The 13,754-nt window shown below is 43.5% G+C and carries 14 protein-coding genes and 1 pseudogene; 14 read left to right on the forward strand and 1 reads right to left on the reverse strand.

Annotated elements, in window-relative coordinates:
• Positions 1 to 166 precede the first annotated feature (166 nt).
• The 8 genes and pseudogenes from ACWA2B_RS16465 to ACWA2B_RS16500 form a co-directional block, all read left to right on the forward strand.
• Positions 167 to 463 (forward strand): hypothetical protein, encoded by a 297-nt coding sequence (locus ACWA2B_RS16465; protein WP_449292420.1) that lies wholly within the window; start codon positions 167 to 169, stop codon positions 461 to 463.
• A gap of 316 nt (positions 464 to 779) precedes the next feature.
• Entirely contained in the window at positions 780 to 1,262 is a 483-nt protein-coding gene (locus ACWA2B_RS16470; RefSeq protein ID WP_449292466.1) for a MerR family transcriptional regulator, read from the forward strand.
• A 121-nt stretch (positions 1,263 to 1,383) separates the two neighbouring features.
• Positions 1,384 to 2,577 (forward strand): MFS transporter, encoded by a 1,194-nt coding sequence (locus tag ACWA2B_RS16475; RefSeq protein WP_449292421.1) that lies wholly within the window; start codon positions 1,384 to 1,386, stop codon positions 2,575 to 2,577.
• Positions 2,578 to 2,810: 233 nt separating this feature from the next.
• Positions 2,811 to 3,632, forward strand: coding sequence for a DUF2785 domain-containing protein (locus tag ACWA2B_RS16480; RefSeq protein ID WP_449292422.1), 822 nt, complete (start codon positions 2,811 to 2,813; stop codon positions 3,630 to 3,632).
• Positions 3,633 to 4,059: 427 nt separating this feature from the next.
• Positions 4,060 to 4,365: a PadR family transcriptional regulator gene (locus ACWA2B_RS16485; protein WP_322252843.1), complete on the forward strand. Its 306-nt coding sequence runs from the start codon at positions 4,060 to 4,062 to the stop codon at positions 4,363 to 4,365.
• On the forward strand, positions 4,365 to 4,712 hold the full coding sequence (locus ACWA2B_RS16490; protein ID WP_449292423.1) for a DUF1048 domain-containing protein: 348 nt from the start codon (positions 4,365 to 4,367) through the stop codon (positions 4,710 to 4,712). Before ACWA2B_RS16485 ends, ACWA2B_RS16490 begins: the two co-directional genes overlap by 1 nt.
• 12 nt (positions 4,713 to 4,724) lie before the next feature.
• Complete coding sequence (locus tag ACWA2B_RS16495) at positions 4,725 to 5,075, forward strand: DUF1048 domain-containing protein (RefSeq protein WP_449292424.1); 351 nt, start codon at positions 4,725 to 4,727, stop codon at positions 5,073 to 5,075.
• A gap of 15 nt (positions 5,076 to 5,090) precedes the next feature.
• Positions 5,091 to 5,219: pseudogene (locus ACWA2B_RS16500) on the forward strand (ATP-binding cassette domain-containing protein); the annotation flags it as partial.
• Between the two features lie 136 nt (positions 5,220 to 5,355).
• Here the strand turns inward: ACWA2B_RS16500 and bglS are convergent.
• On the reverse strand, positions 5,356 to 6,069 hold the full coding sequence (gene bglS / locus ACWA2B_RS16505; protein ID WP_013312075.1) for a beta-glucanase: 714 nt from the start codon (positions 6,067 to 6,069) through the stop codon (positions 5,356 to 5,358).
• A 385-nt stretch (positions 6,070 to 6,454) separates the two neighbouring features.
• Here bglS and ACWA2B_RS16510 point away from each other — a divergent pair, with 385 nt between their 5' ends.
• From ACWA2B_RS16510 to ACWA2B_RS16535, 6 genes are all read left to right on the forward strand, one after another.
• Positions 6,455 to 7,801, forward strand: a complete 1,347-nt coding sequence (locus ACWA2B_RS16510; RefSeq protein ID WP_449292425.1) for a cellulase family glycosylhydrolase — start codon at positions 6,455 to 6,457, stop codon at positions 7,799 to 7,801.
• A 178-nt stretch (positions 7,802 to 7,979) separates the two neighbouring features.
• Positions 7,980 to 8,957, forward strand: coding sequence for a LacI family DNA-binding transcriptional regulator (locus tag ACWA2B_RS16515; RefSeq protein WP_449292426.1), 978 nt, complete (start codon positions 7,980 to 7,982; stop codon positions 8,955 to 8,957).
• 164 nt (positions 8,958 to 9,121) lie between these two features.
• Positions 9,122 to 10,447, forward strand: a complete 1,326-nt coding sequence (locus ACWA2B_RS16520) for an ABC transporter substrate-binding protein (protein WP_029519359.1) — start codon at positions 9,122 to 9,124, stop codon at positions 10,445 to 10,447.
• Positions 10,448 to 10,506: 59 nt separating this feature from the next.
• On the forward strand, positions 10,507 to 11,391 hold the full coding sequence (locus tag ACWA2B_RS16525; protein WP_029519358.1) for a carbohydrate ABC transporter permease: 885 nt from the start codon (positions 10,507 to 10,509) through the stop codon (positions 11,389 to 11,391).
• Positions 11,391 to 12,218: a carbohydrate ABC transporter permease gene (locus ACWA2B_RS16530; RefSeq protein ID WP_449292427.1), complete on the forward strand. Its 828-nt coding sequence runs from the start codon at positions 11,391 to 11,393 to the stop codon at positions 12,216 to 12,218. Before ACWA2B_RS16525 ends, ACWA2B_RS16530 begins: the two co-directional genes overlap by 1 nt.
• 83 nt (positions 12,219 to 12,301) lie before the next feature.
• Positions 12,302 to 13,717, forward strand: coding sequence for a glycoside hydrolase family 32 protein (locus ACWA2B_RS16535; protein ID WP_029519355.1), 1,416 nt, complete (start codon positions 12,302 to 12,304; stop codon positions 13,715 to 13,717).
• Positions 13,718 to 13,754 lie beyond the last annotated feature (37 nt).

Here is a 13,754-nt window from a genome sequence, read left to right on the forward strand (position 1 = left end):
GGTGTTTTTTTCCAAATGAAAGGGAAAAATCCACCACAGGAATCTGACGTCAAGTGCCGCTGAGTAACGATTTCAATTTACTGGAAAATCGGCAAAATACAACAGAAATCCGAAAAACGAAAAGAAGTAATTGCCGATCGTTGCAGACGAGTTTAATCTTTTGACTATGACACCAGAAGAACAACAAAAGGCACACGAAGACTACAGGATAAAAAGGAAACGTGAAGCTCTTGGAGAAGACTTTTGGTATTATGCCGAAACGTTTTTTTCAGTATTACAATCAGGAGGCTGGAATAGTAATCTACCTTCCATAAGTTCACTATTTAAAGAATTAAGTAAAATCAAGCTATCATTCGAACAAAAAAAGAGAATTAATAAACTAGCTAGAGATATAATGGTTTCGTTGAAAGAAGTGAATAATGAATTAGTAAGAGATTTGATAGAAGAATTTAATGAAATATAAATGGATAATAACCTAACTTTAGTTCAAAAAGAGCATCTGAAGACAGCACTTCTTGAACTCTCACGAACTACAGGGCGGTTAGTTCAAATATATGAACAATGGACTAAAGATGGACAGATTATTAGAGATAATTCTTTGAAAAAGAAAATTGATCATTTAAGCTCGTTATATGCGACATTCAGGATATTGAGGAAATGGTTATGAAAATTATATTATCGTAATAGTACAAGTTTCCAACTTTCTTTTTATGATAAATTGCCCTTGGGGATGTAACGGAGGCAGCTGGGCCAACAATCAGCTGCCTTTTTTCGTGTTAATGAAAATTGGCCCCCAAAAAAAATCTTGCGTTCGAGTTTACTCGAAGGGATATACTGGGATCATGAATAACTCACTAACCATTCGGCAAGTCGCCGCCCTTACAGGTCTTAGTGTCCATACGCTTCGTTATTATGAGCAAATAGGTCTCCTAACTTCCATTGATCGTAATGAACATGGACATCGTTGCTTTACTTCTGAAGACGTAACTTGGGTCGAGTTTATTAATCGTCTTAAAGCTACCGGAATGACATTAACCAATATGCTCGAAATTGCGGAACTTAAAAGGAAAGGAGATCCAACTCTCACTGCAAGAAGAATTCTTCTAGAAGAACATTACTCAGAAGTTCAAAAAGCCCTCATGGAACTTCAGACTAATCTTCATTTACTAGCAGAAAAAATTACTACTTACAAGGAATTGGAGAACAGGCACGCATTAAAGCAAAAGTTAAATGAACAACCAACAGACCGTTCAGCTGAATAATACCCTGACAGAACATGAAGAAGCTAACTTCTATTTAGCATTTGGGGTTGGCTTTACACTAAAACATGGTATACATATCCGTATAGTATAATATTTTCACAATCGAAAGGATGAAAATCAATTGCAAACGAATAAGTCTTTCTTCACCTTCCTTATCGCTCTTGGTGTATTTGGTATTGTCAATACAGAGTTTGGTGTAGTGGGGATTTTGCCTCAAATTTCTGAGCGCTTCCAAATCAGTGCTTCTCAAGCAGGTTTGCTCGTTAGCACGTTTGCTTTGATCATTGCCCTTACTGGTCCGTTTATGACTCTTTTATTTTCCGGTATTAACCGAAAAAAAATTTTGTCCGGGGTACTTGCTGTTTTCGCCATTTCTAATCTGATTTCCGCCTTTGCCCCAACCTTTACTGCCTTATTACTGTTTAGACTGCTGCCTGCTGTTCTTCATCCAGTTTATTTTTCTGTTGCATTTGCAGCCGCCGCCAGCTCGGTTCCAAAAGAACAAAGTACCAACGCAGTGGCCAAAGTTTTTATGGGGTTAACGGTCGGGATGGTACTAGGCATTCCGGTCACATCGTTTATTGGGGATCAGTTTTCACTTGAAGCCGCCTTTCTATTTTCTTCCGGAATAAATACGCTAGCTCTGATCGGAATTGCTGCGTTCGTTCCGTCATTACCCGTACAAGGTAAATTGACCTATGGCCGACAATTACGTATATTAGCAAAGCCGCAGCTATGGCTTAACGTTACTACGGCTTGCTTCATCCTGGCGGCTTTATATTCTGTCTATTCCTATTTTGCAGAGTATCTCAAGACGGTGACAGGTATGAATGGTGAAACCGTCAGTTTTATGCTCGTTCTTTTTGGCGTCAGCGGCATAATTGGGAATCTGCAAACGGCAAAATATTTAAGTAAGGACATGGTCAAAACCACCGTGTTTTATCCCATTGTGCTTGCCGGTATGTATTTGCTGATATTTTGTCTTGGACGTTACTCCATTCCGATGATTGCCATCGTACTGGTATGGGGAGCCGTCTTTACTGGCGGTCTCATTATAAGTCAAACATGGCTAACCTCGGAGGCCCGTGAAGCACCTGAGTTTGCTAACAGCTTATTTGTCTCCTTCGCAAATCTGGGTGTCACACTCGGCACCGCACTAGGCGGATGGTTTCTATCCCATATGGGAACACATCAAATTACGTGGAGCGGAATATTGTTTCTGCTGATTGCATTTTTATGTATTGGATTGAAAATTAAGTTGTTTGATCTGAAAGAGGACAAGAATTTATTCGTTAAGAAATCTCCAAATCAATGATACGGTTAGGGATTTCGTTGAGCTATGAATTGTCCATTGATGAAAGTCAATTCTGGTCCCAAGCTTCAATTTAAGAATATTCAAACTAAGAGAACCATGTATAAGATTATTATGTCACTTTAAAGGAAGACAAGTTTAAGCGCGTACATATATCTTTGAATGCGAACTAGCTTGGATCGTTACTAAAATAGAGATGAATAAAAATTAATAGCAATATAGTAGGAGTGTGTAATATGAGTCTAAAAGAAAAGTTGATATTGATAAAAGCAAATGACTACCAAGCACCTTCCGATACATTCCAATTGATACAAGAGATGATGAATAACATCGGTTCTTTAGATGCCCAATTACGTGATGAGCTAATTTATACTACCTTATCCAATTGGATTCCCGGTAATGCTCTAACTGTAAACGAACTGGAACAACTCCTACCCGTTATTTTGGATAAAAACCATTTGCTTTTCAGGCTTGATGAAATAAATACAGACTCTGTCTTCACTAGATCTTTCTCTATGCTAGTTATACCGCTTCTCCTTATGAGGCATAGGGAATCACCATTTCTCTCAAGTGAGCATATTCATCAGATCAAGGAGAAAGTATTTTATAATATACATAAGGAGCGAGATTACCGTGGGTATGATGAAGAAAAAGGATGGGCTCATGCCATAGCTCATGCAGCAGATGCTTTGGACGATCTGGCCCAATGTTCCGAACTGGACAAAAAAGACCTCTTAGCTATCCTCGATTTGGTTTATGAGAAGATGACCATATCAGATCGAGTTTACTCCGATGGGGAAGATGAAAGAATGGTGAAATCCGTAATTAGTGTTTTAAATAGAAAAATACTTAGTCAGACCTATGTAGAGAAATGGATCCAAAGTTTTGGTGATGTGGAGAAAAATCCAGAATTTCTTCATGCCTTTAAGCAAAAAAATAATATAAAGAACTTCTTGAAAAGTTTATATTTTAGAGTTAAATTTCACAAAGTAGATGCCGAACTTTGTCCAACTATCGAGGATACATTATATAAAGTAGAACAAGTATACTATTCTTAGTTAAGAATAGAGTGAGGGGAACCCCCCCTCACTTGTTCGTCTCACTTCAAGTGCAGTAAAAACAATAGCCTACAGAGGACACTTCATCTCCATATTTTTCACAGTTGATTTGATTGGTGGTTCAGATAAATCTCCATTGTTCAAGACATGAAGTTATTTTGTCATCGAAGAACTCATTTTTTATAAGCGGCAATTATTAGACGATTGGGACGCATTATTTTAAATTTAAACGGAGCAGTTTGCTGTCAGCAACTGCTCCGTTTTCATTAAGCTAACGGGCAGGGTAGTTGAAAATGTAAAATCCGTGTCAAAGATAACGCTATTGACAATTCATCTACTACGTGATACTTTATAGCGGTAGTAAGTATCACTGCATACTGGTTGTACAGAATAGCAAGGAGTGATTGTGCTGGAAAACCTAACGGAAATGCTCAAAGGCGTGCTTGAGGGCTGTGTCCTTGAAATTATAAGCCGCAAAGAAACCTATGGCTACGAAATCACGCGGCGGCTGAACGCCCTCGGCTTCACAGATGTTGTGGAGGGAACGGTGTACACCATCCTGATCCGGCTTGAAAAAAACAAGTTGGTGGAGATCACCAAGAAGCCCTCCGAAATGGGACCGCCGCGAAAGTTTTTTGCGATCAACGACGCGGGACGCGAGGAACTGCGGAAGTTCTGGGAAAAATGGGAGTTCGTATCATCAAAAATTAACGAGTTAAAGGAGAGAAAATAGTGAATTTTTGGGAAAAAATCACTGGCAGCGACATGACTAAAGAATTCAAAACTTTTGAATCGCGAGTCAAAAAGCTGCCAGCTGATTATCAAGCGGCATGGAAAAAAATGAATGCCAATCTTTGGGGGTACTCAGATTTCACCGGTCGCAACCTCATGCCAATTCTTGACGGTGTGCTTGGCCTACTAGAAGAAACGGCGGCGGACGGTCAGAGTGTCCAAGAGGTTTTGAGTGACGACATCAAAGGCTTTTGTTCAGCGCTGGCCGGCGAAGAAGGGGCAAAGTCTTTTCGCGACAAGTGGCGCGAGCAACTAAACAATAATATCGCTAAAAAATTAGGTGAATAGGAGGAGGATAAAATGAGAATACGAGATACCATCGAAGGCAAAAAAGAGTGGCGAGCGCACGTGGCGCGTGTCAAAGCGCTGCCGCAAGATTATCAGATTGTTTATAAAGAGATTCGAAAATATCTCTTTAAGGTCGGCCCTGTTGAGCTAACCGACGGGACAGGTTTACTCTCGGGAATCATCGATCTTTTTGAAGAGGGCGCGGCCTTGGGGAAAGGCGTGCTCGAAGTGACAGGCAGTGACGTAGCGGCATTCTGCGACGATCTAATCAAAGATTCAAAAACTTACGCTGACATCTATCAAGAATCTGTTGACCAAGAAGGTAACAAGGCCATGAAAAAGGTTACGGATAAAACAAAGTAAAAGGGGGATATCGGGATGCGAAAGTCTTTCAAGGACATAGAAGTCCTAAAAGGCGTGGATTTTTAAGTGAAGCGAGGGGAGATTTTCGCCCTGCTTGGCTCCAACGGCGCGGGCAAGACGACGATTGTCAGAATCCTCACCACTGATTATATTCAAGCTGCGCATCGGGTGATCGCCAGCTTTGAATAGACTTCTAGCAATCTTCTTCATGGCCGGAACATGGCTAAATCAATGCATCACAAAAAAAGCAGCCACTACAGGGCTGCTTTTGTGCTACGGGCTAATTGCTCGTGTATTTTACCCAATCGTATTCGGCGTATAGCGGATTCGCTCCATTATACGAACCCAGCCAGTCGTCAACGCCGGTGCCATTCCATAAATTCATCATAATCTTGCCTGGCGTGCTCGGTATATTCGTAGTTGCTGTATGCTTTAGAACCCCGTCAACATACCACTTAATGTACCCTGGCTGCCAATCGAAAGCATAGGTGTGGAAGCCTCTTGATGCATCAAAGCCCAGATCAACAATCTTCTCGTGACCACCGACCCCGTTTGTATAATAGTTGAATTGCACTTTTGTCGTGTCTTTGCCTAAAAATTCAATATCTATTTCGTCCCATTGCGTGCCATCAGTAGGTCCCGTATACGTAAAAAAGGAAGATACGATCCCTGTATTTTTAGCAGGCTTCATGCTGACCTCGTATAAGCCGTATCTGTAAGTGTTCGTCGATCGATACTCTCCACAGTCAAATTTATTGTACGCAGAACTTGTTAAGCCAAGCTTCATTTTGCCATCGTTCGTAAAATTGACATTATTGGCACGCCAAGTGCAATTAAACATGTTCCCATTGGAATATCCATCCGCCTTTTGCCATGCACCAGAATTGAAACCATTAAGTGGTTCCCAAAAAACATTCCCCGCATAAACGCTTACCGAAAAAAACAGAGAGACAATGCCCGTGACCATTAAAGTGAACCAAGATTTCTTCTTCATTTTACACCTCCATAAAAGATTGACCAAACATGAAAGAAATGGATGACGATGATACATTATTTCAAGTATTGACCATCTTACCGAAAAAATAAAGCGCTTCCAAATTTGGTATCTTCATTGTAGTTTGAAATGGAGTCGTCCACAATAGCAAACTTAACACTTGAGGCATAATTTAAAAAAAACTAAATTTTATCAAGTTGTGGTTTAAAAATGTAAGTACTACAATTATATACAAGAAATGAAAATCAGGATTAAAATATTCTATTAAGGGGGGAAATGACGATTTTGAAATGGGATAGACTCAGGAAGCGGAGCCACTACATGTTTATACCATTTTATTCTTTTGGTATAATAGTCAATTAATTTTTGAAGAGGAGGCCTTTCTTTGAAAAAATTAGGTATGGTATGTAAAATAGCTCTGATACTTGTATTCTTATTGCCTTTAACACCGGTCTTTGGCCAACATATAGATGCATGGTCAGGTATGCCTATGGGAAAGCTCCATGTCAGGGGCAATCAATTGGTGAACAGCAGCGGAAAACCTGTTGTTTTAAGTGGCTGGCATCAGCCGTCGGGGGCATACTGGACCTATCAAAACAGTAATTATTATCTCAATTTAAATGGTAACAATCGTCATGCAGCAATTTTGGCTTATTTGAAGGATATCACTGACACCTTTGCAGACACCAGACCGAAGTATGGAAGCAACCACGGCTGGTATATGAATCAGGTCCGATTGTTTATTGATCGCCAGGATATGGGAGATGTGGCCGCAGGGTCATACAATTTCTCAGGTTTACAAGCAGCTACACAAAATGTGATTATTCCATACATCAATTATGCGAAAACAAAGGGCATTTATGTTACCCTTGGTCTTGATTTCACTTTGGCTAACGACCAGGCTACAACACAATCCAATCTGGACAAATTCAATCAAATATGGGGGTATCTTGCCTCGCAGCCGGCTATTAATAGCGCAGATAACGTCATGTTTGAACTGATCAACGAGCCTATTAAGTCATATGCGAATGGGCATTGGGGAGGCTATCCTGGCGAAAATGATTTTGTTGACCATTGGAATGATCTGAGAAGATTCCAAAACTCTATCATTTCCACGATTCGAAGTAAAGGAGCGAATAATGTCATCTGGGCTGCAGGGCTTGGATACAACCAATTTTACAGCCCGGCGGCAAAACACCCGTTGACCGACCCCTTAAACAACTACGGCTATGCTGTCCACTGGTATCCGGGCTACGGAGCGCATGATAACAAGGACAAGCTACAATCGCAATGGGATTCCAACATTAAGGCGGCAGCTCAAGCCTATCCAATAAATATCACAGAATTTACCTGGTTCAAAACACAGCCCGGCGATTCGGAGTACTGGAATTTGTTTAACGGCTCTAATAATGGATTTGGGCAAAACACGAAGTCCATTTTTATAGCAGCCGGTAATGTCAGCATGACCGCACACATGAATGGCTTTCTGCTGGAAGCTGGAGCAAGGAGTTCATTTGCGGACCCAACAGCCGGGTTAAAGTGGGATGGCGATAACCGACGTCAGGCGATGGCCCGCTTCTTGTTTGACTGGTACTATGAGCGTGCACGGACCTATCCGAGAGCACTACTCCAGAACAGTGAATCAGCAACGGATGATGTGCCTGTGGCTGCACCGACTGATGTGCTTACAGATACATACATTAATGCACCGACGGACGCACAATCAGAATGATGTTAATACTTTCAGCTACCGACAGCCTTTCCAATTGGATAGGCTGTCGTATTATCTTATAGAAATGACTAGTGTAAGATTGACGGCCATTATGAGGCCTTCCATTATGTAAAGTTGTTGAAATGATGGGGAGAGAGTATAGTTTGTATGTATTTATTTTGTACGGGAAGAGGTTCATATGGCGACAATTCATGATGTAGCATTAAAAGCGGGCGTGTCGGTCACTACCGTATCCCGTGTAATGAATAACCGGGGATATATCAGCGAAACTACACGCAAAAAAGTGTTCGACGCAATGGAGGAACTTAATTATCAACCCAATGAAATAGCACGATCTCTGCTACGTAAGCAGTCCAATATTATTGGCCTTATTATTCCCAATGTCTCGCATCCTTTCTTCAGTGAGCTTGCCAATCAGGTTGAGTATTACGCCTATCAGCATGGCTGCAAGGTCCTGCTGTGCAATTCACATATGGATCCCGTGAAAGAGAAAGTGTATATTGATATGTTGAAGCGGAACCGGGTGGATGGCATCATTATGGGTAGCCATACATTAGAAGTAGAAGAGTACCGACATTTGAATTCACCGATCGTGACGTTTGATAGGCAGATTGACCCGTATATTCCTTACATATCCTCGGATAATTATCGCGGAGGCGAGCTGGCTACGGAGCTGCTCATTCGCAAAGGCTGCCGGAAAATTGCCCATATCTGCGGAAATCTGGAGCTGAACATGCTGTCCAATGAGCGGACCAAAGCATTCCGGGATGTGGTGGGTAAGCATAATGTCCAGCATGTGATTGTTCAAACAGACTTGAATGTGTTCGACCAGAAGGAGTACGAGCGGATCATTTCAAAACTCGTTCATGAACATCCGGATGTAGATGGGGTATTCGCAACAAGTGATATTATTGCTGCTTTCGCGCTAAAGGAATATATTCGCGCTGGAAGGCATGTGCCAGAGAATGTGCGCATTGTAGGCTTCGATGATGTAAGCGTTGCTTCCTGGCTGACGCTAGAACTTACATCGGTAAGACAGCCGATTGCAGAGATCGGCAGGCTGGCGGTCGAGCTGATCCGCAGGCAGGCGGAGGGGGAGCAGGTACAACCTGTCAATCTGTTGCCTGTTGAACTAATTGAGCGTGCAACGACCTGAATGAAAATCTGTTCCTCTAACAAGGGGAACAGATTTTTTTTTGTACATGCTAAGGGAATAACATGTCAAACGATTGACACAGGTTAAACCTTTGACATATAATCCGTTTGTAAGCGTTTTATTTAAGTGTTCAGAGCCATTATATAAATAAGGGGATGACAACAGTGAGTAAATTCAAAAGAGTTCAATGGATGGTAATGCTGCTTCTTTTAGTTATGGTGGTGTCTGCATGTGGTGGCTCCGGTGGAGAAGGTAATTCGGCTTCTGGAGGGGGATCAGGGGATTCGAAAAATGTGAAGATTACGCTTTTGAACTCCAAAGGCGAAATCCTTCCACAGCTGGAGGAAGCCGCTAAGGCCTTCCAGAAAGACAATCCGGGTATTACTGTTGAAATCCAGCCGGTTCCGACTGGTGGGTCGCCTTTTGAGCGTGCCTCCGCTTTGTACGCATCCGGAAACCCGCCGACCATGATCATGCTAGATACAGGTGATGTGGAGAAGTTCAAGGACCGTATCCTCGATCTGAGCGGAGAAAAGTGGAATAAGGACACAGTTGAAAACGCTACCACAGCTACGACGGTTGACGGCAAAAATTATGCGTTTCCGCTGGCTGTTGAAGGCTACGGATTCATTTACAACAAAGCCGTTGTAGATAAAGCGGTAGGCGGAAGCTTTGATCCTACCACAATTAAAACCCGAAATGACCTTGAAAAACTGTTTCAGCAAATTGAGGCATCTGGTAAGAAAGCATTGGTGATTTCACCAATGGACTGGTCTCTGGGCGCTCATTATTTGCCTCTTGCTTATGCAGGCCAGAACAAAGACATGGCTGAAGTGGACAAATTCATGGCGTCACTAAAAACGGGCCAGGCTAGCTTGGCTAATAATCCTGTATTTAACGGACTTATGGATACATTCGACCTCATGATGAAATACAACATCGATCAGGCTTCTCCGCTAGCAGGAGCTTATGAACGCGGACCGGAGCTGCTCGGCAAAGGTGAAGTTGGCATTTGGTTCATGGGCAACTGGGCATGGCCGCAAATCAACAGTTTTGATACGGCTAACAAAGAATATGGTTTCTTGCCTGTACCCATCAGTAACAATGCCGATGACTACGGCAATCAGGAGATTTCGTCCGCTGTATCCAAGCGCATTGTTATTGACAAGGAGAAGACTACTCCGGAACAGCAAGATGCGGCGAAGAAGTTCCTGAACTGGATCGTATATGATGAGAAAGGCCAGGATTTCCTCGTGAACCAAGCGAACATTATCCCGGCGTTCAAAAATATTACACTGCCTGCGGCCGACCCGCTTGGCAAGTCCATCCAGGATTATATTGCAAAAGGCAAGTCAGAGCAGTCGATGAGCATGCTGCCTGCGGACCACTGGTCTAAGACAGGATCTTCCATGCAAAAGTATCTGGCGAAACAGGGAGATCGTGCAACACTGGTTAAAGAAATCGAAAACTACTGGAAAACCGTTAAATAAGGTTGTTTTCAAATTACCTGGAATAGAGAGAGAAACCCGAAACAAAGGAAGGGATCATCATGATTACGGAAAAAGGAGTATGGAACCGGCTGCGGACGCGGCTACTGTTTACGGGCCCAACCTTGTTTGCCTTCATAACGGTAATGATTATTCCATTTTTGTATGGCATCTATCTGACGTTCACAAACTGGGATGGTATTTCCACCACACTATCGCTGGTAGGCATCCAAAACTATCTGGCTGTTTTTAGAGATATCGAGTTTTGGAAGTCATTCGGCTTGACGCTCAAGTATGTGTTTTATACCGTTGTTCTTATCAATGTGATCGCTTTTATGCTGGCTTATGTGCTGACTAAAGGGTTAAAAGGGCAGAGTATTTTCCGGGCAGGATTTTTCCTGCCCAACCTTGTCGGGGGCATTGTACTCGGTTTTATCTGGCAGTTTATATTCAACAACGTGCTTGTCTATTTGGGACAACATGCCAGTATACAGTCGCTCAGCACGACTTGGCTGGCTGATCCCGACAAAGCGTTCTGGGCACTCGTGATTGTAACGGTGTGGCAGAACGCGGGTTACATGATGGTCATTTACATCGCGGGATTGACGGGTGTGCCGAATGATATTATGGAGGCTGCAAGCATTGATGGGGCAAACAGCTGGACCAGACTGCGGAAAATGGTATTGCCCTTGATGGTTCCTTCTTTCATCGTATGTATATTTTTGTCCCTGCAACGCGGATTTATGGTCTATGACGTGAACCTTGCGCTCACGAAAGGTGGGCCGTTCAGCAGTACTCAAATGGTGTCGATGCATGTGTATGAAAAGGCATTCCTTTCCCGTGATTATGGTGTGGGGCAAGCAGAAGCATTCGTGTTGTTCCTGATGGTTGCTCTCATCACTCTGCTTCAGGTTTATTTTAGTAAGAAGTTGGAGGTGGAGGCGTAATGACAAGAAAAAGAGTTGCTTCCTCCGTAATCAAATTCATTGTGCTGACAGTCATACTCATATTGTTCATCGTACCGTTCGTCTTTCTGCTGATCAATTCGTTCAAAGAAAACATGGCCATCACCTCAAATCCGTTATCGCTTCCAGAGAGCTTCAGTATGGTCAATTATATGAATGCATTTGATAAAATGGATTACATCGCTGCCTTCACCAACTCATTGGTCATAACGGTGTTAAGCGTTCTGTTTATATCGCTGTTTGCGGCGATGACGGCTCATTATTTTGTCAGAAACAACACCAAGTTCAACCAATATACATTTATGCTGATGGTTGCATCCATGATCATTCCATTCCAGGCTATCATGATTCCATTGGTGAAAATCTACGGGTCACTTGATCTGCTGAACAGTAAGTGGTCGCTGATTTATATGTATATCGGTTTTGGTAGCTCGCTGGCCGTCTTCATTTATCATGGTTTCGTAAAGAGTATTCCAAAAGAACTGGAGGAAGCGGCGCTAATTGACGGCTGCACGCGGGTTCAAACATTCTTCCGGATCGTGTTTCCGGTACTGATGCCCACGACTGCCACCATTTCCATTCTCAATGTGCTGTGGATCTGGAATGATTTTCTGCTGCCTTCCCTCATTCTGGTCGATCCGGAGCAAAGGACACTTCCGTTGTCCACGTATAACTTTTATGGGACCTATACAGTGGATTATGGTCCATTGATGGCAAGTTTGGTACTGACGATATTTCCGATCATTATCATCTATCTGTTCGCCCAGAAGTATATTATTCAGGGTGTTATGCAAGGTTCGATTAAATAATTGTAGGAGTAGGATGCCTTATCAAACAGACTAGAACGTATACGAGAGAGCGTGCAGATCAATTTATTTCCCAATCGAAGCATATGCTTCGGCCGGATTATCGGCTGAACTACCATTTAATGGCTGAATTCGGCTGGATGAATGATCCGAACGGCTTCATTCAATATAACGGGCAGTATCACTTGTTCTATCAACATTACCCGTATAAATCAGTATGGGGACCGATGCACTGGGGACATGCAGTCAGCCGCGATCTTATGAAGTGGGATTATCTACCGGTCGCTTTGGCACCGGACGGCGAGTTCGACCAGGATGGCTGCTTCTCTGGCAGTGCGATAGAGCAGGACGGGAAGCTTGTCCTGATGTATACCGGACATGTTGTAACCGGGCCTGACAAGGATCAGGATTACAAGCAGTCACAAGGGATTGCAGTATCGGAGGACGGGGTGACATTCGAAAAGTGGGAGGGCAATCCGGTCATCGGTTATGACGCCGTACCGGACACGATCAGCCGTAAAGACTTCCGTGACCCTAAGGTGTTCAGGCACGAAGATCAATATTACGCCGTTCTTGGTTCTAATGATGCCCAAGGGAACGGACTTGTACTGCTTTATCGTTCTGAAGACCTGAAAAGCTGGACGTATGTCAATGTACTAGCCGTGAGTGACGGACGTTTCGGCGATAATTGGGAGTGTCCGGATTTGTTCCCGCTTGGCGGTCGGCACGTATTTATGCTGTCTCCACAGCGCATGCCCCCTCAGGGAGAAGCATACCGCAATCTGCATTCCACCATGTACGGTATAGGTGATTTCAATGCGGAGGCTGGAACATTTACGGCAGAGCGGTATGCTCAGGTAGATCACGGATTTGATTTCTATGCCCCGCAGTCAACCTTGGATGATAAAGGGCGGCGAATCGTCATCGGATGGATGGATATGTGGGAGTCGGAGATGCCGACCCAGCAAGGGCACCATTGGGCGGGTGCAATGAGTCTTCCGCGGGAAGCGGTTATCGACCACGACAGATTGCTGTTCCGTCCGCTTGAAGAGGTGGAAAATTACCGATCCAATCTGTTCGAACAGCGGGATATCTTGCTGACAGGCGAGCAGATCATGGAAACGTTCGGAGATAGCTACGAACTGAAGGCGGTATTTGAGTTCGAAGCCAGTAACACCAATGAATTCGGCTTGAAGCTGCGAGTGGGCGACGAAGAGGAGACTGTACTCTCGTATCGTCCCGATGACGGTCTGTTCCGTTTTAACCGTGAGCGTGCAGGTATAGGCCCGGGCGGAGAGAGAAGAGTGCCTTTAAACTTAAACGAGGGCCGTCTGGAGCTTCGGATTTTTGTCGATAAAAGCTCGGTGGAAATATTCATCGGCGACGGTGAATACGTCCTCACAGGAAGAGTGTATCCGGGAGCAGAATCTACAGGCATTCGAGCGTTCACGAGCGGAAAGTGTACGATGGCTTCGTTTCAGAAGTGGGATATCTCCACATAGAAATGCATGATAAACAGGAACCCGACCCTTGATGGTC

It is taken from the genome of Paenibacillus sp. CMM36, assembly GCF_053570945.1.

Bases quoted from the DNA above. Each gene is read 5' to 3' on its own strand.
- ACWA2B_RS16495 (WP_449292424.1), top strand. From the start codon at position 4,725: ATGAGAATACGAGATACCATCGAAGGCAAAAAAGAGTGGCGAGCGCAC.
- ACWA2B_RS16525 (WP_029519358.1), top strand. From the start codon at position 10,507: ATGATTACGGAAAAAGGAGTATGGAACCGGCTGCGGACGCGGCTACTG.
- ACWA2B_RS16485 (WP_322252843.1), top strand. From the start codon at position 4,060: ATGCTCAAAGGCGTGCTTGAGGGCTGTGTCCTTGAAATTATAAGCCGC.
- ACWA2B_RS16470 (WP_449292466.1), top strand. From the start codon at position 780: ATGAAAATTGGCCCCCAAAAAAAATCTTGCGTTCGAGTTTACTCGAAG.
- ACWA2B_RS16465 (WP_449292420.1), top strand. From the start codon at position 167: ATGACACCAGAAGAACAACAAAAGGCACACGAAGACTACAGGATAAAA.
- ACWA2B_RS16480 (WP_449292422.1), top strand. From the start codon at position 2,811: ATGAGTCTAAAAGAAAAGTTGATATTGATAAAAGCAAATGACTACCAA.
- ACWA2B_RS16515 (WP_449292426.1), top strand. From the start codon at position 7,980: ATGGCGACAATTCATGATGTAGCATTAAAAGCGGGCGTGTCGGTCACT.
- ACWA2B_RS16535 (WP_029519355.1), top strand. From the start codon at position 12,302: ATGCTTCGGCCGGATTATCGGCTGAACTACCATTTAATGGCTGAATTC.
- bglS (WP_013312075.1), bottom strand. From the start codon at position 6,069: ATGAAGAAGAAATCTTGGTTCACTTTAATGGTCACGGGCATTGTCTCT.
- ACWA2B_RS16530 (WP_449292427.1), top strand. From the start codon at position 11,391: ATGACAAGAAAAAGAGTTGCTTCCTCCGTAATCAAATTCATTGTGCTG.